Below are 21,167 nucleotides of genomic sequence, written 5' to 3'. Positions count from 1 at the left end.
CCGACATCCGTTCCAAGGCCGCCGCCCAAGAGCGGCCATGAAACCAATCACCCAGGGAGAGAACGCATGAAGAGCTTCAGCATCGCAGCCGCGCTCGCCGGCGCCATCGCCATCGGCGGGGCCGGCAGCGCCCAGGCCTGGCAGCCGACCAAGCCGGTCGAGTTCGTCGTCACCTCGGGTGCCGGTGGCGGCACCGACAACTTCGCCCGGATGGTTCAGTCGATCATCAGCAAGCACAAGCTGTTCGACCAGCCGATCGTGGTGGTGAACAAGGGCGGCGGCTCGGGCGCCGAGGGCTATATCCACGGCAAGGCCGGCAAGGGTGACGCGCATCGCGTCATCTTCGGCACGAACAACGCCTATCTGCTGCCTTACGTCGCCAAGCTCGGCTACAAGGTCTCCGACCTCACTCCCGTTGCCGCGCTCGCGCTCGACGAGTTCCTGCTCTGGGTCAAGGGCGACGCGCCCTATGCCGATGCCAAGAGCTACATCGAGGCGGTCAAGGCCAAGCCGATGGGCTTCAAGATGGGCGGCAGCCAGTCCAAGGACACCGACCAGACGCTGACCATGATGATCCAGGACGCCACCGGCGCCAAGATGATCTACGTCCCGTTCCAGGGCGGCAGCGCCGCCGCCGTCCAGCTCGCCGGCGGCCACATCGACTCCAACGTCAACAATCCCAACGAGAACATCGGCCAGTGGAAGGCCGGGCAGGTGAAGCCGCTCTGCGTCTTCTCGCCGGTGCGCCTCGCCAAGGGCGAGCCCGTCTTCGAGGGCAAGGGCTGGGGCGATATCCCGACTTGCAAGGAGGCAGGCCTGCCGATCGAGACCTTCCAGATGCCGCGCACTGTCTGGCTGCCGGCCGACGTGCCCGCCGACGCGGTTGCCTTCTATGAGGGCGTGCTGGAGAAGGTCTCGAAGACGCCGGAATGGCAGGAGTTCATCACCCGCACCGCGCAGACCGGCCGCTTCATGAAGGGCAAGGAGCTGGCCGATTTCGTCGCCAGGGACGACGCCGCCAACAAGAAAGTCTTCCAGGCCGAGGGCTGGGTCGTCAACTGATCCGACCTGTCTGACCAAATCCGGACGGCCACGGCCGTCCGGTTCTGCCGCCGACCTCTCTCCCCGCCAGTTTCGAGCGGCCGTCCCGGCCGGGAGGAAACGCCCCATGATCACGCGCTTCTGGGCGGAAACCGCGACCGCATTCGTCACGCTCGCTTTCGGGCTGATCGTCGTCTGGGGCGCGCTGGATTTCGGTATCGGCTGGGATACGTCGGGCCCGCAGCCGGGCGCCTTTCCATTCTACACCGGTGCGCTCGTAGCGCTCGCCAGCGTCGGGACGCTCGTCGTCACCTTCGTCCAGCGCCTGCGCGGAGGATCCATCGTCGGGGAAATTTTCCTCGACCGCGAGCGAGCCGGACGTGTCGTCTCGTTCTTCGCCCCGCTGGTCGGCTTCGTGCTGATCACCGCCTTCGCGGGCATGTATGTCGCGACGATCGCCTACCTGCTCTACGCCATGCGCTTCCAGGGCGGCTATGGCTGGCTGGTCTCGATCGCCAGCGCGCTCGGCGCCGCCATCGTCTTCTACATCGTGTTCGAGCGCTTCTTCCAGATCGGCCTGCTCAAGGGCCCGGTCGAGCGCATGCTCGGGCTCTGAGGCCCACCGTTCGCCAACGAGGACGCTGCCATGGATAACGTCGCCTCGCTGATGCACGGCTTCTCGGTCGCGCTCACCACCCACCACATCCTGCTGATGATGGCGGGCGTTCTGCTGGGCATCCTCGTCGGCGTGCTGCCCGGCCTCGGCGCGCCCAACGGCGTCTCGCTGATGCTGCCGCTGACCTTCACCATGGACCCGGTCTCGGCGATCATCCTGCTGACCTCGCTCTACTGGGGCGCGCTCTTCGGCGGCTCGACCACCTCGATCCTGTTCAACATCCCGGGCGAACCCTCCTCGGTGGCGACGACCTTCGACGGCCACCCCATGGCCAAGCAGGGCCGCGCGACGGAGGCGCTCTCATTCGCCTTCCTCTCGGCCGGCATTGGTGCGCTGGCCGGCGTCATCCTCATCACGCTGCTTTCCGGCTGGGTCGCGAAATTCGCGCTGCGCTTCTCCTCGCCGGAGTATTTCGCGGTCTACTTCATGACCTTCGCGAGCTTCATCGGCTTGGGAGGCGCTTCGCCGTTCAAGGCGATTGTCTCCATGGGCGTCGGCTTCGCGCTCGCCTCGGTCGGCATGGACTCGGTGTCGGGCAATATCCGCCTGACCTATGATTTCGACGTGCTGCTCGGCGGCATTTCGTTCCTGATCGCGGTGATCGGGCTGTTCGGCATCGGCGAACTGCTGCTGACGATGGAGGAGGGCCTGCGCTTCGAGGGCGTCGCCGCCAAGGTCCGCGTCCGCGATGTCCTGCTCACCGCCGCCAAGCTGCCGCGCTACTGGCTCGCTTTGCTGCGCTCGAGCGCGATCGGGATCTGGATGGGCATCACGCCCGGCGGGCCGACGGCGGCCTCCTTCATGAGCTACGCCATGGCCAAGCGCTCCTCGCGCAACCCGGCGAAATTCGGCAAGGGCGAGCCCGAGGGCGTGATCGCGCCGGAGACGGCCGACCACGCTGCCGGATCCGCCGCGATGCTGCCGATGCTGGCGCTCGGCATCCCGGGCTCGGCGACGGCGGCCGTGATGATGGGCGGCCTGATGATCTGGGGCCTCAACCCTGGTCCCATGCTGTTCATCGAGCGGCCCGACTTCGTCTGGGGACTGATCGCCTCGATGTATCTCGGCAATGTCGTTGCGGTGGTCGTCGTGCTCGCGACCGTTCCGCTCTTCGCCTCGATCCTGCGCATTCCCTTCTCGATCGTCGCGCCGCTGATCGTGATGATCTGCTTCATCGGTGCCTATACCGTCGCCAGCAAGGAGTTCGACATCTGGGTCGCGCTGGCCTTCGGCATCGTCGGCTATGTCTTCAAGAAGCTCGACTATCCGATCGCGCCGCTGATCCTGGCGATGGTCATCGGCGACAAGGCCGAGGACGCCTTCCGCCAGTCGATGATCTTCAGCCAGGGTTCGCTCTCGATCTTCTGGTCTAACCCGCTGGTGACCACGCTGATGGGCATCGGGCTGGCCCTGCTGCTGCTGCCGCTGATCGGCTCGGCCATCCGCTCCCTGCGCGGCCGGGCCGTGACGGCCGCGGTCAAGGGCTGAGCCGCGTCATGCCGCTGCCGATTGTGGGATCAGGCGTAACGCGTTACGCTTGTTTCGCGAAACCGGAGGCCGGCTCATGTCCTTGGCCGCAGAACGAATGCGCGAGATGCGCCGGCGACGACGCGAGCAGGGGCTGCGCGAGGTTCGCATGCTTCTTCCCGACATGCGGTCCGCTGAAGTGCGGGAGCGGATCGCTCGTCAGTCCGCCGCCCTCGATCCCGTCGATGAAGCCGAGGCTCTCGCCTGGATCGAAGCAGTCTCCGAGTTCGATAACCCCGATCCGTCGGAAAAGTGGTGAAGCGCGGCGACATCGTCATCGTCGCTGCCTCTGGGGACTACAGCAAGCCGAGGCCGGCCGTCGTCGTGCAATCCGATGGCATGCCTGCCAACCATCCTTCCGTCGTGGTCTGTCAAATGACCTCGCTGCTGAGCGAGGCTTCGGACTTTCGCATCACTCTCGAGCCGAGCGCCGGCAATGGTCTGCGGTTGCGCTGCCAGATCATGGTCGACAAGCCGACCACGGTGAAAGCCGAGCGCGTTTCCCGCTCGATCGGCCGACTGACGACGGAAGAATTGTCGCGCCTGGACCGAGCCTTGGCCGCTGTCCTGGGCTTCGCTGACTGATCACGCCGCCTGCACGAAGGATCACCACCATGACCGAACCCTACAAGGGCATCCTGCCGATCGCCCCGACCATCTTCCACGACAACGGCGACCTCGATCTCGAGGGCAACCGCCGCGTGATGGACCTGATGGTCGACCAGGGCGTCGACGGCATCTGCATCCTCGCGAACTTCTCGGAGCAGTTCCTGCTCACCGACGCCGAGCGCGAGCAGGTGATGCATCTCTCGCTGGAGCAGGTCGCCGGCCGCGTGCCGGTGATCGTCACCACCTCGCATTTCTCGACCCGCATCGCCGCCCAGCGCGCGAAGGCCGCCGCCGATGCCGGTGCCAAGATGCTGATGATGATGCCGCCCTATCACGGCGCCCTCCTCAAGGCCGACGAGCAGGGCATGGTCGAGCATTTCAAGCAGGTTGCCGACGCCTGCGGGATCCCGATCATCCTGCAGGACGCTCCCCTGTCGGGCGTCACGCTCACCGTGCCCTTCATGATCCGGCTGGCGAAGGAGGTGCCGCTCGTCCGCTACTTCAAGATCGAGGTTCCGGGCACCGCCAACAAGCTGCGCGCGCTGATCGAGGCCGGCGGCGATGCGGTGGTGGGACCCTTCGACGGCGAGGAGGCGATCACGCTGATGGCCGATCTGGACGCCGGCGCGACCGGCACGATGACCTCCGCCATGATCCCGGATCTTATCAAGCCGATCCTCGCCGCCCACGCGGCCGGCGACCGCAAACAGGCCGCCGCGCTCTATGCGAAGGTGCTGCCGATCATCAATTACGAGAACCGCCAATGCGGCCTGCGCTCGGCCAAGGCGGTGATGAAGGAGGGCGGCGTGATCCGGTCGGAAGCCGTGCGCCACCCGCTGACGCCGCTGCACCCCAAGACCCGCGAGGGGCTGATCGAACTGGCGCGCGAGCTCGATCCGCTCGCCCTGCGCTGGGGGAAATGAGCGGGGCGGGGCGCCCGCGACCCGCCGCCGGCCACTTGACTAGAAATTGACCTTGTCGGCACCCTTGAGCTGCAGCATCTCGCGGGCGTCGGCGGGTGTCGCCACGTCGAGGCCGAGCCCCTCGATGATCATCCGGGCGGCTTTCACCTGGTCGGCGTTCGACTTCGCGAGCTGCCCCGGCCCGAGCCACAGGGAATCCTCCAGCCCGACGCGCAGATTCGCGCCCATCGCGACCGACATCGCGGCGATGGGAAGCTGGTGACGGCCGGCGCCCAGGACGGACCAGTGATACTGGTCGCCGAACAGCCGGTCGGCCGTGCGCTTCATGTGGACGACGTCCTCAGGGTGCGGCCCGATCCCTCCGAGGATGCCGAAGACGGACTGCACGAAGAAGGGCGGCTTCACCAGCCCGCGATCGACGAAATGGGCCAGCGTGTAGAGATGGCCGATGTCGTAGCACTCGATCTCGAAGCGCGTGTTGTTCTCGGCGCAGGTGGTGAGGATGTTCTCGATGTCCTGGAAGGTGTTCTTGAAGATCCGGTCCTTCGAGCCTTCGAGATAGGGCCGCTCCCAATCGTGCTTGAAGTCCTTGAACCGGGCCAGCATCGGGTAGAGCCCGAAATTCATCGAGCCCATGTTGAGCGAGGCGACCTCGGGCTTGAAATGCGCGCAGGGGCCCAGCCGCTCCTCGACGCCCATCGTCGGCGCGCCACCGGTGGTGATGTTGATGACGCAGTCCGAGCGCTGCTTGATCACCTTCAGGAAGGGCTCGAAGGCTTCCGGCGACTGGTCCGGCTGACCGGTGACCGGGTTCCGGGCATGGACATGCACCAGCGCCGCACCCGCCTCCGCCGCCCCGACGGCGGCCTCGATGATCTCGTCCGGCGTCACCGGCAGATGCGGCGACATCGAAGGCGTATGGATCGCGCCGGTGACCGCGCAGGTGATGATGACTTTGCGGTTCTTCGCCATGGCGGGGGCATCCTTTTGGCTGTTCGTATTGTCTGTCGGCTGATCGTCATTGCGAGCGGAGCGAAGCAAACCAGGAGGACGTCGAGCGCGGCCGCCCCTGGATTGCTTCGCTGCGCTCGCAATGACGGCTGAGGCTATTCATTCCGGCTTGCTTTGCGAGGCGCGCTTGTGCGCCTGCAGCGCCGCCAGCCGCGTGTCGCGCCAGTCGCTGAGGCGCTTCACCCGCTCTGGCGACTGCGCGCCGCGCCATTCGCTCATCACGGTCTCGACCGTCGTCGCGTCGAACGGATTGCCCAGCCCTTCGGAGGACTTCACCATGCGATCGAGCGAGGCCGAATAGCGCGCGCAGTAATCGGGGATACCGCCGGGCGCGTTGAGTTCGATCGTCTCGAACGGCCCCATGAAGGACCAGCGCAGACCGAGGCCGTCGCGGATCGTCTTGTCGACATCCTCGGCGCTGGCGACCCCCTCGCCGACGATCCGGAAGGCCTCGGCCAGCAGCACGGCCTGCAGACGATTCAGCACGAAGCCGGGCTTTTCCTTGCGCAGCACGATCGGCACCTGGCCGGCCTGCTCGTAGATCGCCCGCGCCCGCTCGACCACCGCCGGGTCGGTCCAGGGCGCCGGCGCCAGCTCGACGATGGGCACGAGATGGGGCGGGTTGACCGGATGCGCGACGAGGCAGCGCGCCCGGCCTGCGAGAGCCTCGCTGAACACCGAGGCCATGATAAAGGAGGTCGAGGAGGCCAGGATGGTCGAGGGCGGACAGATCGCATCCATCTCGGCGAAGAGCTGCTGCTTCGCCGCGACGGTTTCAGGCCCGTTTTCCTGCACGAGGTCGGCACCCGTCAGGACATCGGCGAGGTCGCCGGCAACGCGGATGCGGGCCAGCGATCCCTTCGGGTCCTCGACCAGCCCATGGCCGGCAAGCTCATCGAGATTGGTGCCGATATGCGCTCGAGCGGCCTCCGCGGCGCCGGGCGCGACGTCATGCAGCGCGACCGAACAGCCATGGCTGGCGAAGACGGTGGCCCAGGCGCGGCCGATCAGGCCTGAACCGACGATGGCGATGTGGGTCATGACGCGGCGTTCCGTTGGACGATGCAAGGTCGGTCAAGTGATCCGTCATGCTCGCCCTTGTGGCGAGCATCCACGTCTTCGGCGTAGCGCTCGATGGCGGAAGATGTGGATGGTCGGGACAAGCCCGACCATGACGCGGAGGGTGCGGCGCTCCCGCCGAAAGGCCGGCGATCCATCACAGCCACAACACCTGCCGCCGGAGCGCGAGATCCTGGCTCAGCGCCCGCGACGGGCCGGTATGGACCACGCTGCCGCGCTCCAGCACCACGGCCCGGTCGGAGAGGGCGAGCGCGAGGTCGAGATGGTGGTCGACGATGACGATCCCGATCTCCTGGCGGAGCTTGTCGAAGGCCTCGAACAGCTCCTCGACGACGGCCGGCGCCAGCCCCTCGAAGGGCTCGTCGAGCAGCAGCACGCGGGTGTCGCCCGAGAGCGCGCGCGCCACCGCCACCATCTGCTGCTCCCCGCCCGAGAGATAATCGGCGGGCGAATGCCAGCGCTGCTTGATGCGCGGGAAGAAGGCGAAGATCTTCTCGTCGTCCCAATGCGTGCCGTTGCCGGTGACGCGCTTGAGCCGCCCGAGTTCCATATTGTCCTTGACGCTCATGCCCGCGAAAAGCCCGCGGCCCTGCGGCACATAGGCGATGCCGGCGCGCGCGATCGCGGCGGGCGGCTGCCCGGCGATGTCCCGGCCCGCGAGCGTGATCGTGCCGCTCGCCGGCGGGGCGATGCCGGTGATGGTCTTCAGTAGGGTCGACTTGCCGGCGCCGTTGCGGCCGAGCAGCGCGACGATCTCGTTCTCATGCACGTCGAGCGAGACCTGCCGCAGGATGTGGCTCTTGCCGTAGAAGGTATCGACCTTGTCGAGGCCGAGCAGGACGGGGCTGCGCGCGGCGCTCTGGCGCGGTTTCTCGGCCAGCGCATGCGCGCCCGAGCCGATATAGACCTCCTGCACCCGCGGCGAGGAGCGCGCATCCTCGACCGTGCCGTCGACCAGAACCGAGCCCTCGTTCATCACGGTGACATGGTCGGCGATGGCAAAAACGCGGTCGATATCGTGCTCGACCAGCAGCACCGGCAGGTCGGTCGAAATCGACTTGATCAGGTTGCCGACACGCTCGCGCTCGGCGGCCGCCAGACCCGCCAAGGGCTCGTCGAGCAGCAGCACGCGCGGCTTCGTCGCGAGTGCGAGGCTCATGTCGAGCAGGCGCTGGCCGCCATAGCTCAGCGATCCGGCCTCCGCCGTCTCGATGCCGCGCAGGCCCATCGTATCGATCACGGTCGCGGTCTGCGCGTTGACCTCGGCGAGCGCGCCGGCCGGCCACCAGAAGCCGAAGCGCGCCTCGGCACGGGCCTGGACGGCGAGCCGCACATTCTCCTCGACCGACAGGGTCGGGAAGAGGTTGGTGATCTGGAAGGCGCGGCCGATCCCGGCTTGCGTGATTGCCTCGGGCGACATCCCGCCGATCGCGCGCTCGCGCAGCCTGACCTCGCCGCGATCGGGCGGAAACAGCCCCGAGATCAGGTTGAAGGCCGTGGTCTTGCCCGCGCCATTGGGGCCGATCAGCGCATGCAGCTTGCGGTCGGCCATGGTGATGTCCACGCCCTCGACCGCCTTGATCCCCCCGAAGCTCTTCGCGAGACCGCGCGCCGTCAGGATCGTGCCATCGGTCGGGTCGGCCGGCCTCATGAAGGCGGGCAGCGTCACGGTGCCGGCCTTGCGCTCCGCCATCGCAGCATCGCCCACGACCGACTTGCGGAAGGGTCGCAGGAGCCGCTCGCCGAAGCCGACGATGCCGGTCGGCGAGAACACGATGAAGCCGACGAAGAGCAGGCCGAACCAGAACAGCCAGTTCGGCGTGAGGCTGGAGAGATAGTCGCGGAAGATCACGAAGAACAGCGCACCCAGCGCCGGCCCGAGAAACGAGCGCATGCCGCCGATCACGACCATCGCCAGCAATTCGCCGGAGAACGCGACCGAAATCGGCTCGGCCGAGGTCATCCGGTTGTTGAACAGCAGCAGCGAGCCGGCGAGTCCCGTCAGCGCCGCCGAGAGCGTGAAGGCGATCAGCTTGTAGCGGTCGGTGGCGTAGCCGAGGAAACGCGCCCGCTGCTCGTTCTCGCGGATCGCCACCAGCACGGTGCCGACAGGCGAGCGATGAAAGCGCCAGAGACCATAGACGACGGCCAAGCCGATCAGCGCGACGAGGACATAGAAGCGCGACGCCTCCTCGAAATCGATGCCGAGGAAGAGCGGCCGCGTGATGCCGCCGAGCCCGTCCTCGCCGCCCGTCACCGCCGTCCAGCGGAAGGCGACGGAGTAGGTCATCGCGGCGAGTGCCAGCGTCAGCAGCGAGAAATAGACGCCCTTGCGCCGCAGAATCAGCGCCCCGAAAGCAAACGCGATCAGCCCGACGAAGAGCACGGCCAGCAGGATCGGCAGGGCGAATTGGCCCGGCAGCCAGTTGCGCTGGATCAGCCCTGCGGCATAGGCGGCGAGCCCGAACCAGGCGCCATGGCCGAAGGAGACCAGACCCGTGGTGCCGACGAGGATGTTCAGCGCCATGCAGGCGATGGCGAAGACGACGATCTCGGTCGCCGAGGTCGTGCCGAGCCCGATGACATCCATCAGGAAGGGCAGGGCGACGAGGCCGGTCGCTGCGATGAGGAGAGGCGCGTGATCGCGCTGAAGGGGAGTCATCGCGGCCTCACTCGAAACGCTGGATGCGTTCGCCGAACAGGCCGCGGGGCCGGAACAGCAGGACGAGCAGCATCATCAGGTAGATCACGGCCGTCGACCACTGCGTGTAGCCAAGCCCGATGGTGATGCCCTTCACCAGCCCGACCATCAGCGCGGCCACCACCACGCCCCAGAAGGAGCCCAGGCCTCCGATGACGACGACGACGAAGGCCGGCGTGATGATCTCCTGCCCCATGGCGGGATGGATCGAATAGATCGGCGCCAGCAGCACGCCGGCCAGGCCCGCGAGCCCGATGCCGATGCCGGCGACCGCGACCATGTAGGGCTGCAAGGAGATCCCGAGCGCGCCGACCATGTCGGGGTTCTGCACGCCGGCGCGCACGACGCGGCCGAAGGCAGTGCGCTGCAGCAGGAACCACAGGCCCAGCACACAGCCGGCCGCGATCAGGAGCAGCATCGCCCGGTAGCGCGAATAGATGAAGTCGCCGATGAAGATCTGGCCGCGCAGCTCACGCGGGATCGAGAAGGAGAGCGGCGGCGCTCCGAAGATCATCCGCAGCGACTGCTCCGCCACCATGGCGAGCCCGAAAGTGAGCAGCAGCGAGAGAATTGGATCGGATCTGTAAAATCGCTGAAAGAGCCCGCGCTCGACGACGATGCCGATCAGCGCGACCAGCACGGGCGAGGCCACCATCGCGCCGCCGAAGCCGATATGCGGGGCCAGCACGATCGTGAGATAGGCGCCGATCGCGTAGAAGGCGCCATGCGCCAGGTTCACGATGCCGCCCAGCGAGAAGATCAGCGACAGGCCGAGCGCGATCAGGAGGTAATAGACCCCGTCGAGCAGCCCGTTCAGCACCTGCTGGATGAAGAGGGTGAGCAAGGATTGGCCTTTATCGGAATGCGCGCTGCAGGAAGAGGCCTTCAGCGTGGCGCGTCATGGTCGGGCTTGACCCGACCATCTCGGAGACCCGGAGCTTCTCTCGTCATGAGATTCCCGGGTCGGCGCTGCGCGCCGCCCGAGAATGACGGATGGACCCTCAGCTCATCTTGCAGACGGCCTCGTCGCCGCTGGTGGCGATGACCTCCATGTCCTCGTTCGGGCCGGGCACGGCGGGTGAGGAGGTGAAGAGGTCCCATGGGTTCTTGACCTGGGCCGGCGGCAGCGCGGTGATCGTGTACATCTCGCTGATGAGCTGGTGGTCCGAGGCGCGGAAATAGCCGGGCCGGCCCTTGAGCACGTCGAACTTGGCGCCCTTTTCCCAATGCTCCAGGATCTTGGCCGTCTCCGTCGATTTCAGCTCGTTCATCGACTGCGCCATGATCTTCACGGCCATGTAGTCGCCCCAGGCCTGGTTCTCGGGCGGCTTGCCGTACTTCTTGGTGAAGGCGGCGACAAAGGCCTTTGTGCCGGGGGTGTCGATCAGATGGTGCCAGACGCAGGGCCAGATGCCGGCGAAATTGTCCTTGCCCGCGGCCCAGGCCAGCGCCGTGTCGAAGCCGAAGCCGGCGACCGGGAAGGTCAGTCCGAACTCGGCATATTGCTTGAGGAAGTTGGTGATCTGGTTGCCGGCGAGGTTCGAGATCACGAGGTCGGGCTTGGCGGCGCGGATTTCCAGCAGCAGCGCCGAGAAGTCGGTCGCGTCCGTCGGCACCAGCTTGTCGGCGGCGAACTGGCCGCCATTGGCCTCCATGAAGCGCTTGGCGACCTTGAGCAGGTCATGGCCGAAGGCGTAGTCGGCGGTGAGCGAGAACCACTTCTTGCCCTTCACCAGCCCCTGCGCCATCAGCGAGCGGCCGCAGCTCTTCACATACATCGAGTTCTGGTGCTCGACATGGAACATGTAGCGGTTGCAGCTCTCGCCGCGCAGTGCGTCCGAATTGCCGCCGGTGTTGACGAAGAGCGTCTTGTTGCGCGCCGCGACCTGCGAGATCGTCAGGCAGGAGGCCGAGGAGATTTCGCCGAGGATGCAGGTGACCTTGTCGCGCTCGATCATGCGCTCGGCCTTGGTCGAGGCCGTCTGCGGATTGACCGAATCCTCCTTCAGCGCCTCGAGCTTGCGGCCGTTGACGCCGCCGGCCGCATTGATCTCCTCGACCGCGAGATCGACCGCCATGACGCCATACTCGCCGAGCGGGCCGAGAAAGCCCGTCCGTGGCGTCAGATGGCCGAAACGGATCGCGTCAGGCGTCTGCGCCAGGATGATCGAGGGGCTGGCGATCAGGCCGGCGGCGGTGCCGGCACCGAGGCCGGCGAGCGCCTGCCGGCGCGAGAGTCGGTTCGTCTTCGACAGGTCTGACATGAGCGTTCCTCCCAGAACGGATGCCGCACCGTTGGGGCGTCGGCGGATGTTGATCAGCGGTCTGACGCCGCTTGTCGTGATCTGTGATCACAGTTAGGTTGGCAGACATGACCGCCGCTGTCCAGCCCTTGCGAAGCGCCACCGAGCGCCCGGCTTCCCCGGGCGACGCAGACTCATCCGCGCTCGATGCCATCGGCGCCTTGGCGCGTGAGACGCTCGGCGAGCGCGTCACGGGCGAATTGCGTGCGCTGCTGGTTGCGGGCCGTCTGGCGCCCGGCGAGAAACTCTCGCTGCGCCGCGTCGCCGAAGCGCTCGGCGTCTCGATGATGCCGGTGCGCGAGGCGGTCAGCCGGCTCGCGGCCGATGGCGCGCTCGAAGTGTTGCCCGGGCGGGCGGTGCGCGTGCCCGTGCTCTCGCTGGCGCAGTTTCGCGAACTGACGCGGCTGCGCCTCGTCGTCGAGGGCTTTGCGGCTGAGGAGGCGGCGCGGCAGGCGAGGCCCGCCGACATAGACCGGATCGCAGCCTTCGATGCGGCTTTCCGCCAGGCGGCGAGCGCCGATCCGCCCGACAGCGCCGCGGCCGTCGCCGCCAATCGCGACCTGCATTTCGCGCTCTATGAGGCGGCCGCGATGCCGAGCCTGATCGAGATGATCGAGCGGCTCTGGCTCAAGGCCGGGCCGATCCTCAATCTCGACATGCGCCACGAGCCGCGGAGGCTCGAGGGCGGCAGCGCGATGCAGGCCCATGCCCGACTGCTGGAGGCCGTGCGCCGCCGGGACGCGCCGGCCGCCCGCGCGGCGCTGGAAGACGACATCGCGGCCGCCGCCGCCCATATCGAGGAAACGGGCCAGCTTCGGGCCTGACGGGGAGACACGGAATGGATCTGCAGATCGAGGGGCTGCGCGTGCTGGTGACGGCCGGCGCCAACGGCATCGGCCGCGCCACGGCGCGTGCCTTCGCGGCCGAGGGCGCGAAGGTCCATATCTGCGACGTCGACCATGCCGCGCTCGCCGACATGGCAAAGAGCGACCCGGCGATGACGCAGTCGGTCTGCGACGTCTCGGACCGGGCCGCCGTCGCGCGGTTGATGGAGGAGGCGCTGGCGGCGCTGGGCGGGCTCGACTGCCTGGTCAACAATGCCGGCATCGCGGGCCCGACGGGACGCGTCGACGAGATCGCGCCGGAAGACTGGGATTCGTGCGTCGCGATCGATCTGACCGGGCAGTTCAACTGCACGCGGCTCGCGGTCCCGCATCTCAAGCAGTCGAAGAACGCCTCGATCGTCAATCTCTCCAGCCAGGCCGGCAAGCACGGCTTCCCGCTGCGCTCGCCCTATGCGGCGGCGAAATGGGGCGTGATAGGCTTCACCAAGGCGCTCTCCGCCGAATTGGGCGAATTCGGCATCCGCGCCAATGCGATCTGCCCCGGCCTCGTCGAGGGGCCGCGCATCCAGAGCGTCATCGCCAACAAGGCGCGCAGCTTCAACGTCTCGCATGAGGAGATGACGCAGCGCCTCTTCGCCGGCGTCTCGATCAAGCAATTTGTCGATCCCGCCGACATCGCGAAGCAGATCGTCTTCCTCGCCTCGCCCTTCGCGAAGACGATCTCGGGGCAGGAGATCTCGGTCTGCGGCGACACGCGCATGCTGGCCTGACGGCCGGCCCGGCGCGGCCGCTCAGCCGGCGTTGTCGGCGACCCATTGCGCGAGCACGGTAGCCGCGGCCATGAAATCGTCGATCGCCATCGCCTCCAGCGGGTTGTGGCTGCCGTGCTCGTTGCGCACGAACAACATCGCCACGGGCACGCCCGCAGTGGCAAACGCGGCGGAATCATGCGAGGCCGGGCTGCCCAGCGGCATGGCGGGAATGCCGAGCCGCTCCGCCGCATCCGTCAGCGCCGTCCGGATACCGGGATCGACCGGCCCGACCGCAGCCGAGGCGCGCGTTCCCAGGTCGAACACGACGCTGCGCTCGGCCTCGATCCGCGCGATCGCCTCATGCATCCGCGCCTCCACGCGGGCGAGCACCGCCTCGTCATAGGCGCGCACGTCGAGGCTGAAGCGGAATTCGCCCGGAACGGTGGTCATGCCGTGCTTGTCGGCATCGGTGTGGAAGCGCCCGAAGGTCACGGCCATTCCCTCACCGCGCGCCTCGTGCTCGGCCCAGATCGCATCGAGTTCCGCCGCCAGCGCCATGCCGGCCATGGCCGCGTCGCGGCGGAAGCGCCGGGGCGTGCCGACATGATCGTAGCGGCCGAGAATGCGCGCATTCGGATGGCGGAAATTGCCGGGGATGCCGGTGCAGATCGCGATCGGGAATCCGGCCTCGACCAGGCTCGGTGCCTGCTCGATATGGACTTCCAGAAAGGCCCGGATCCGGCCGGGATCGAGGCTGCGCTCGCGGCGCCGCATCGCCTCGGGGTCGCCGCCGCAGTCCCGGATATGGTCGGCGAGGGGGCGGCCGGTATCGATGCGCTTGGCCTCCAGCGCGCCCTCGGGCAGCGTTCCGAGCGCGCCGCGGCTGCCGATATAGGACACCTGGAACCAGACGCTCTCCTCCGCGCGGACACCCATCACCGTCAGGTCGCGTCGCGGAGCCACGCCCAGAGTCCGGAGCGCAGCCAGCGTGACGAGACCCGCCACCACGCCGGCGGCGCCGTCGAAATTGCCGCCGTGGGGCACGCTGTCGAGATGCGATCCCATCAGGATCGCCGGGGCTGACGGATCGCTGCCGCGCCAGGTCGCATAGGTGTTGAGCGCGGCGTCGGTGGTCACCGCGAGCCCCGCCGCTGCGGCGGCCTCCGCGAAGACGCGATGGCCGAAATCCTCGCCCGCGCCATAGGTGTCGCGCATGATGCCGGGGTTTCCGGGGCTGCCCTCGGCCAGTCTCGCAAAGAGGCGCTCGGCGAGGCCGCGCTGCGCCGCGACGGCGGCCGCCAGTCGCTCCGGAGAGATCGCAAGCACCGGCTGCTCCGTCTCTGGCGCGGGGGTCAACGACATGGAGCCATCCTGGTAGGCGCTACGAGGTTCGTATCCGGCGGGACCGCCGGCTCGGGCGAGACAGTGCTGGAGCCGCCGGGCACAGGCAATGACCTCGGTCCGCCGGGGAGCGGCTGGGCCATTCACCGCGGGCATGCCCGCCATGTCGCGCTGCCCATCCGCACCGGCGCGCGGCGGGCGCCGGCCGCGACTGCCGCGCAAACAGGCAGATGGCGCGCAAGCATGCGCCGCCGCCGCAGAAGGCCGGCCCGCGTCCGCCCGCTGCACGAATCGGGGGGCGTCGGACGGCCGCGTTCGCCGGAACGAGGCCGGCTGCGGTTGGCACGGCTGTTGCTGGCTTGTGGCGCCCCACCGGCCGAGGAATGTCGTCATCACAATGGCTGCGCCTGCCTCCGACGCTTCGATCTCCGCCCAGCCGCTCACGCTGGACGGCATCACGCACAGCTATGGCGGCGGGCTGGCGGTCGACAACGTCACGCTCGAGGTCAAGGGCGGCGAACTCGTCGCGCTGCTCGGCCCCTCCGGCTGCGGCAAGACCACCCTGTTGCGGATCGTCGCCGGCTTCATCCAGCAGGGCAACGGCAAGGTCCTGATCGATGGCCGCCCGATCGACACCCTGCCGCCCAACCGCCGCGAGATCGGCATCGTCTTCCAGAACTACGCGCTGTTCCCGCACATGACGGTGGCCGAGAACATCGCCTATGGGCTGGCCGCCCGCGGCGAGAGCCGCAGCGTGCAGGCCCAGCGCGTCGAGGAGATGCTCGCCACCGTCCAGATGGCGGGCTTCGCCGACCGCAAGCCCAAGCAGCTCTCCGGCGGGCAGCAGCAGCGCGTTGCGCTGGCGCGGGCACTCGCCATGCGGCCGCGCATCCTGCTGCTCGACGAGCCCTTCGCGGCCCTCGACAAGAACCTGCGGCTCGACATGCAGATCGAGATCAAGCGGCTGCAGCGCCAATTCGCCCTGACCGCGATCATGGTCACGCACGACCAGGACGAAGCGATGGCGATCGCCGACCGCATCGCCGTGATGAGCCAGGGGAAGATCGAGCAGCTCGGCACGCCGGTTCAGGTCTATGACGAGCCCGCCACGCTGTTCGTCAACAGCTTCATCGGCTCCAGCAACCTCCTCAGCGGGCAGATCGCGGCGCCTGTCGAGGGCGGCTACGCGGTGACGCTCGGCAACGGTGCCGCCTGGACGGTGCCGTCCGCCGCCCGCTTCGCACCCGGCCAGCCGGTTCTCGTCTCGGTCCGCCCCGAGCAGATGCGGCTCGCCGACGAGGCCGGGGAGGGCCGCTTCCCGGTCGAGCTCAAGCTCAGCCTGCCGATCGGCGGTGAGCTGATCCACGACGTCACCAGTGCCGACGGCGCCTCGCTGAAGATCGCGATGCCGCGCCGTCCCGGCATGGCCTCGGGCCGCTCGGGCACGACCTTCTGCGGCCTCGCCGACCATGCCCGCCCCGTCCTCTTTGCCGCCCAACCCTGAACCGGAGCCCCTGCCGATGACACAGATGAACCGTCGAGATCTCCTGGCCGGCGCGGGCGCGCTCGGCCTGGCGTCGCTCCTGCCGCTGCGCGCCAGCGCCTCCGGCAGCCTCACCGCCGCGATCTATCCCGGCACCTGGGAAGAAGCCTATCGCGGCGTCGTCGCTCCGGCGCTCAAGAAGAACGCCGGCGTCGACGTCGCCTTCGACGCGCTGTTCGCCGTCGATCAGGTCGCCAAGGTGCGCGCGGCGCGCGGCGTGCCGCCCTTCGACTGCTTCGTGCTCGATCCCGGCCCGGCCGCGGCGGCGCAGGCCGCCGGCCTGTTCGAGCCGATCGATCCCGCCAAGCTGGCCAACGCCGCGAAGATCCCGACGGGCCTGATCAAGTCGCATGGCGTGACCTGCAACGCCCAGGTCGTCGGCATCGCCTACAACCCGAAGAAGTTCGCCACGCCTCCCAAGGGCTGGGCCGACCTGTTCAAGTCGCCTTATGTCGAGCGGCTGGGCCTGACCGGCTTCCAGACCACCTTCGGCACGGTCTCGATCATCGAGATGGCGAAGGTCTTCGGCGGCTCCGCCACCAATGTCGAGCCGGTCTTCGCCGAGCTGAAGAAGGCGGTGTCGAAGGCGGCCGCGGTCGCCGCGCCCGCCGCCATGCCCGGCCTGTTCCAGCAGGGCCAGATCGACATCATGTACACCAACACCAACACGGTCGCGACGCTGAAGGGTCGTGGCGTCGATATCGAGTTCATCAAGCCCGAGACCGGCGCGATCACCTTCCAGACCACGCTGCACATCGTGAAGGGCGCCGACAACGTCGCCAACGCCTACAAGTACATCGACACCGCGATCTCGTCGGATGTTCAGGCCGAGCTGCAGAAGCAGCCCTACAACATGGTCCCGATCAACAAGGACGTGAAGCTGGTCGAGACGCTCGACATCAAGTCGCTCGATGAACTGGCGACGATGGTCACGCATGACTGGACGGTGATCAACCCGCAGCGCGCCGCCTGGATCGAGCGATTCAACAAGGAAATCACCAAGTAGGATCCCACGATGGCGGGCATGGCTGCAGCGGCCGCCGGGAGCGGTGGCGTTCCGGGAGCCAGGGTCGACTGGCGCCTCGCGGCGCCGCTCGGCCTGACCTATCTCGCCTTCTTCGCCGCCCCCTTTGCGATCCTGCTCGGCATCAGCTTCTATGCCGATGCCGAGCAGACGCGGCTGGGGTTCGATTCCTGGACGAAGTTCTATGGCGATGCCTTCTACCGGAAGGTGATCTTCGACACGCTCAAGCTCGGCGTCTTCGCCGTGCTGGCGACGACGCTGCTGGCCTATCCGCTCGCGCTGGTCTTCCGGGCGTCGAGTCCGCGCGTGCAGCGGCTGCTGATCTTCATCATCCTGATGCCGCTGCTGACCTCGGTCGTGATCCGCACCTTCGCCTGGATCGTGATCCTGGCGCGCGAGGGCGTGCTCAACCAGACGCTGATCGGGCTCGGGCTGACCTCGACCCCGCTCAATCTGCTCCAGACCGAGCTCGGCCTCGTCATCGCGCTGACGCAGATCGAGATGCCGCTGATGTTGTTGCCACTCCTGACCATCATGAACCAGATGGACCAGAACCTGGTCGATGCCTCACGCGCGCTCGGCGCCTCGAAATGGCGAACCTTCTTCCGGGTGATCCTGCCGCTGACGCTGCCGGGCTGGATCGCCGGCGCGACGCTGGTCTTCGCCTCGGCGACGACCGCCTTCATCTCGCAATCGGTGATCGGCGGGGCGCGGCTGGTCTATCTGCCCTCGCTGATCTGGCAGCAGTCGATGGTGGTCTATAACTGGCCCTTCGCGGCAGTCGCCTCGCTGACGCTGCTCTTCACCGTGCTGGCGGGCATCATGGCGCTCGGCTGGCTCGGCCGCTTCGCCAGGACGAGCTGAGGAACAGGCCATGCAGCGGTCCACGCTCGGTGACATCGGCTATTCCTGGATCATCGGCCTGCTCGCGGGACTCGGCATCCTCATCCTGGTCGGGCCGGTGCTGGTCGTAATCGCGACCTCTTTTACCACCTCGCAGACGCTGAAATTCCCGCCGCCCGGCCTGTCGCTGCGCTGGTACGGCGAATTGTTCGACACCGCCCGCTCGGCCCAGATTCACACCGCCGCGCTGAACAGCCTCTGGGTCGCCGGTCTCGCCACCGCGATCGGCTGCGTGCTCGCCGTCTTCGCGGCGCTGGCGATCTCACGGGTCGCGCGGCCCTCGGCGCGCGTGCTGGAGGCGAGCTTCCTGTCGCCGCTGGTGCTGCCGACGCTGTCCTACGGCTTGGCCGCGCTGATGTTCTTCTCGGTGCTCGGCATCAGGCCCTCGCTCAACCTGCTGATCGCGGGCCATCTCGTCGTGATCGCGCCCTTCGTCTTCCGCACCACGCTGGCGAGCCTGTCGCAGCTCGATCCGGCCCTGCTCGAGGCCTCCGCCAATCTCGGTGCCAGCCGCCTCTACGGCTTCCGCCGCATCACCCTGCCGCTGATCGCGCCAGGGATCGCGGCAGGCTGCTTCCTCGCCTTCATCTCCTCGATGGACAATGTCCCGGTCTCGCTCTTCCTCTCGACCGCGCGCACGGCCATGCTGCCGATCCGGATGTGGGGGATGATGGAGACGACGCTCGACGTCCGCATCGCCGCCATCGCCGGCGTGCTGATCCTGGCGACGCTGATCCTGATGATCGTGATGGACCGCCTGACCGGCCTGACGCGGCGGATGAGCGGGTGAAGCTTCGCACGGCGATATGGCGCGTCATGCTCGGGCTCGACCCGAGCATCTCGTGCCGGAGATTCTCGGGTCTGCGCTTCGCTCCGCCCGAGAATGACGTGTTCGGCAGCATGCCTGCGGGATGGAGACTGACATGACCTACGACCGCGACCTGATCGGCTACGGCGCCAACCCGCCCAATCCGCAATGGCCGGGTGGCGCCCGCATCGCGATCAACTTCGTGATGAACTACGAGGAAGGTTCCGAGCCCTCCATCCAGGACGGCGAGGGCTACACCGAACTCGGCCTGACCGAGGCCAACGGCCTGCCGACCGGGGTCAAGGGCCGTGACCTCGCCGGCGAGGGCATGTTCGCCTATGGCAGCCGTGTCGGCTTCTGGCGGTTGATGCGGCTGTTCCAGGAGCGCGGCCTGCCCATGACGGTGTTCGGCTGCGCGCTCGCCATCGAGCGCAATCCGGAGGCGGCGGCCGCGATCCGGGCGTCCGGTTTCGACGTTTGCTGCCATGGCTGGCGCTGGATCAAGCATTACGATCTGACGGAGGCCGAGGAGCGCGAGCATATCCGCAAGGCCATCCTCTCGCTCGAAGCCACGGTCGGCGAGCGTCCGCTCGGGTGGTACTGCCGCTATGGGCCGAGCGTGAACACGCGCCGGCTCGTCGTGGAGGAGGGTGGTTTCCTCTATGATTCCGACGCGTATGACGACGAACTGCCCTACTGGAAGGTGGTCGACGGCAAGCCGCATCTCGTCGTGCCATATTCGCTCGTCAACAATGACGGCAAGTTCGGCTCGGGCTTCTTCGCCACCTCGAACGACTATTTCGACTGGCACAAGGACGCCTTCGACATGCTTTATGCGGAAGGGGCGACCCAGCCCAAGATGATGTCGGTCGGCCTGCATATGCGCCTGATCGGCCATCCGGCCCGCGCGGCCGGCCTCGCGCGCTTCCTCGACTATGTCCAGAAGCACGAGGGCGTCTGGGTGACCGGTCGGCTCGACATTGCGAAGCACTGGGCGAAGACGCATCCTTTCCAGCCAGCCTGACACGCGTCATGCTCAGCCCCCTCGGCCGTCATTCCGGACAAGCCGCCCCCGGGTCCTGCCTTCGGCAGGCCCGAGGACAGGCTCCACGGCGCCGATCCGGAATCCATCGTAGGGTACGGCGTTCTATGATGGATTCCGGGTCTGCGCTGCGCTGGCCCGGAATGACGATTGCTCTCTGATGGACGGAAAGACAAAAGCCTTGCCCAAGCCCGACCTCATCGTCGCCCTCGGCGATACGCGCTACCTGATCGAGCGGCCCTTCGGCTCCTGGCCGGAGAATGCCGGCTTCGTCACCGATGTGACGGTCGATGCCCGCGGGCATGTCTTCGTCATGCTGCGGCACGATCCTTTGACCCAACCCGACGATCCGCGCGTGGTCGAATTGTCGCCCGAGGGAGACTATCTCGGCGGCTGGGGCGGCGACCTGATCGCCGATTCCCACATGCTCACGGTCGATGCGCAGGGGCGTCTCCTCTGCGTCGATCGCGACATGCACGAGATCGTCATCTGCTCGGCGAGCGGCGAGCGCCTGGGCGGCCTTGGCCAGCGCGGCGAGCCGCTTTCGCCCTTCAACCACCCGACCGACGTGCATGTCTCGGCCTGGGGCGACATCTATGTCGCCGATGGCTATGCCGCGAGCCGCATCCATCGCTTTTCGGCCTATGGCGTCCATCTCCAGAGCTGGGGCGAGCACGGCTCGGGCGAAGGCCAGTTCGGATGGCCGCATGCGCTCTGGACCCATGCCGATGGACGCGTCGTCGTCGTCGACCGGACGCATAACCGCGTCCAGGTCTTCAACCGAAATGGCCAGCATCTCGCGACCTGGAGCCATTTCCGCGACCCCGTCGCGATCTGGGGCGACAAGGACGGCAACACCTACGTCACCGACACGCAGCCGACCCTGCAGAAGATCGGCCCCCATGGCGAGCGCCTCGGCCGCTGCCGCCCCTTCCTCAACGGCGCGCATGGAATCTACGGCATGCCGGGCGGCGACATCCTGCTGGCCGAGAGCAATCCCAGCCGTCTGACGCGGCTGCGGCTGCTGGACGAATAGGA

20 protein-coding genes are annotated in these 21,167 nt (G+C 67.5%); 14 read left to right on the top strand and 6 right to left on the bottom strand.

Annotated elements, in window-relative coordinates; genetic code table 11:
- Positions 1-66 precede the first annotated feature (66 nt).
- The 6 genes from ACFPN9_RS24740 (at position 67) to ACFPN9_RS24715 (ending at position 4,776) form a co-directional block, all read left to right on the top strand.
- Complete coding sequence (locus ACFPN9_RS24740; RefSeq protein ID WP_082735102.1) at positions 67-1,062, top strand: tripartite tricarboxylate transporter substrate binding protein; 996 nt, start codon at positions 67-69, stop codon at positions 1,060-1,062.
- 106 nt (positions 1,063-1,168) lie between these two features.
- Positions 1,169-1,657, top strand: coding sequence for a tripartite tricarboxylate transporter TctB family protein (locus ACFPN9_RS24735; RefSeq protein WP_066721258.1), 489 nt, complete (start codon positions 1,169-1,171; stop codon positions 1,655-1,657).
- A gap of 30 nt (positions 1,658-1,687) precedes the next feature.
- Complete coding sequence (locus ACFPN9_RS24730; RefSeq protein WP_066721260.1) at positions 1,688-3,205, top strand: tripartite tricarboxylate transporter permease; 1,518 nt, start codon at positions 1,688-1,690, stop codon at positions 3,203-3,205.
- A gap of 76 nt (positions 3,206-3,281) precedes the next feature.
- Positions 3,282-3,503, top strand: coding sequence for an antitoxin MazE-like protein (locus tag ACFPN9_RS24725; RefSeq protein ID WP_245282493.1), 222 nt, complete (start codon positions 3,282-3,284; stop codon positions 3,501-3,503).
- Complete coding sequence (locus ACFPN9_RS24720) at positions 3,500-3,829, top strand: type II toxin-antitoxin system PemK/MazF family toxin (RefSeq protein ID WP_066721262.1); 330 nt, start codon at positions 3,500-3,502, stop codon at positions 3,827-3,829. Before ACFPN9_RS24725 ends, ACFPN9_RS24720 begins: the two co-directional genes overlap by 4 nt.
- A gap of 29 nt (positions 3,830-3,858) precedes the next feature.
- Entirely contained in the window at positions 3,859-4,776 is a 918-nt protein-coding gene (locus ACFPN9_RS24715) for a dihydrodipicolinate synthase family protein (RefSeq protein ID WP_066721264.1), read from the top strand.
- A gap of 39 nt (positions 4,777-4,815) precedes the next feature.
- On the opposite strand, the gene kce is transcribed toward ACFPN9_RS24715, so the two are convergent.
- From kce to ACFPN9_RS24690, 5 genes are all read right to left on the bottom strand, one after another.
- Positions 4,816-5,748, bottom strand: coding sequence for a 3,5-dioxohexanoate:acetyl-CoA acetone transferase (kce, locus tag ACFPN9_RS24710; RefSeq protein WP_066721266.1), 933 nt, complete (start codon positions 5,746-5,748; stop codon positions 4,816-4,818).
- 138 nt (positions 5,749-5,886) lie between these two features.
- Positions 5,887-6,828 (bottom strand): 3-hydroxyacyl-CoA dehydrogenase, encoded by a 942-nt coding sequence (locus tag ACFPN9_RS24705; protein WP_066721268.1) that lies wholly within the window; start codon positions 6,826-6,828, stop codon positions 5,887-5,889.
- Positions 6,829-7,003: 175 nt separating this feature from the next.
- Positions 7,004-9,529, bottom strand: a complete 2,526-nt coding sequence (locus tag ACFPN9_RS24700) for a branched-chain amino acid ABC transporter ATP-binding protein/permease (RefSeq protein WP_377817805.1) — start codon at positions 9,527-9,529, stop codon at positions 7,004-7,006.
- Positions 9,530-9,536: 7 nt separating this feature from the next.
- Positions 9,537-10,412 (bottom strand): branched-chain amino acid ABC transporter permease, encoded by an 876-nt coding sequence (locus ACFPN9_RS24695; protein ID WP_066721272.1) that lies wholly within the window; start codon positions 10,410-10,412, stop codon positions 9,537-9,539.
- Positions 10,413-10,569: 157 nt separating this feature from the next.
- Complete coding sequence (locus tag ACFPN9_RS24690; protein WP_066721274.1) at positions 10,570-11,832, bottom strand: ABC transporter substrate-binding protein; 1,263 nt, start codon at positions 11,830-11,832, stop codon at positions 10,570-10,572.
- Positions 11,833-11,939: 107 nt separating this feature from the next.
- On the opposite strand from ACFPN9_RS24690, the gene ACFPN9_RS24685 reads away from it, so the two are divergent.
- Together ACFPN9_RS24685 and ACFPN9_RS24680 are read left to right on the top strand one after the other, a co-directional pair.
- The gene (locus ACFPN9_RS24685) at positions 11,940-12,695 is read left to right on the top strand and encodes a GntR family transcriptional regulator (protein ID WP_082735101.1); all 756 of its coding nucleotides are present in this window, start codon (positions 11,940-11,942) and stop codon (positions 12,693-12,695) included.
- A 14-nt stretch (positions 12,696-12,709) separates the two neighbouring features.
- Positions 12,710-13,486 carry an SDR family oxidoreductase gene (locus tag ACFPN9_RS24680; protein ID WP_066721276.1) on the top strand — a complete coding sequence of 259 codons (777 nt, stop codon included), beginning with the start codon at positions 12,710-12,712 and terminating at the stop codon, positions 13,484-13,486.
- A gap of 21 nt (positions 13,487-13,507) precedes the next feature.
- On the opposite strand, the gene ACFPN9_RS24675 is transcribed toward ACFPN9_RS24680, so the two are convergent.
- Entirely contained in the window at positions 13,508-14,830 is a 1,323-nt protein-coding gene (locus ACFPN9_RS24675; RefSeq protein WP_066721278.1) for a Zn-dependent hydrolase, read from the bottom strand.
- Positions 14,831-15,206: 376 nt separating this feature from the next.
- Here ACFPN9_RS24675 and ACFPN9_RS24670 point away from each other — a divergent pair, with 376 nt between their 5' ends.
- The 6 genes from ACFPN9_RS24670 (at position 15,207) to ACFPN9_RS24645 (ending at position 21,165) form a co-directional block, all read left to right on the top strand.
- Positions 15,207-16,313 carry an ABC transporter ATP-binding protein gene (locus tag ACFPN9_RS24670; protein ID WP_066721280.1) on the top strand — a complete coding sequence of 369 codons (1,107 nt, stop codon included), beginning with the start codon at positions 15,207-15,209 and terminating at the stop codon, positions 16,311-16,313.
- 16 nt (positions 16,314-16,329) lie between these two features.
- Positions 16,330-17,358 carry an extracellular solute-binding protein gene (locus ACFPN9_RS24665; protein ID WP_066721282.1) on the top strand — a complete coding sequence of 343 codons (1,029 nt, stop codon included), beginning with the start codon at positions 16,330-16,332 and terminating at the stop codon, positions 17,356-17,358.
- Positions 17,359-17,376: 18 nt separating this feature from the next.
- Positions 17,377-18,240, top strand: coding sequence for an ABC transporter permease (locus ACFPN9_RS24660; RefSeq protein WP_066721335.1), 864 nt, complete (start codon positions 17,377-17,379; stop codon positions 18,238-18,240).
- Between the two features lie 10 nt (positions 18,241-18,250).
- Positions 18,251-19,069, top strand: a complete 819-nt coding sequence (locus ACFPN9_RS24655) for an ABC transporter permease (protein ID WP_066721285.1) — start codon at positions 18,251-18,253, stop codon at positions 19,067-19,069.
- Between the two features lie 133 nt (positions 19,070-19,202).
- Positions 19,203-20,111, top strand: a complete 909-nt coding sequence (locus ACFPN9_RS24650) for an allantoinase PuuE (protein WP_066721291.1) — start codon at positions 19,203-19,205, stop codon at positions 20,109-20,111.
- A gap of 178 nt (positions 20,112-20,289) precedes the next feature.
- Positions 20,290-21,165, top strand: coding sequence for an NHL repeat-containing protein (locus ACFPN9_RS24645; RefSeq protein ID WP_066721293.1), 876 nt, complete (start codon positions 20,290-20,292; stop codon positions 21,163-21,165).
- Positions 21,166-21,167 lie beyond the last annotated feature (2 nt).

Source organism: Allobosea massiliensis (assembly GCF_042655245.1).
In the GTDB taxonomy this organism is placed as follows: Bacteria; Pseudomonadota; Alphaproteobacteria; order Rhizobiales; family Beijerinckiaceae; genus Allobosea; species Allobosea massiliensis.
Note: the sequence above shows the minus strand (reverse complement) of the source record. Positions and strands in the feature narration are given on the sequence as shown.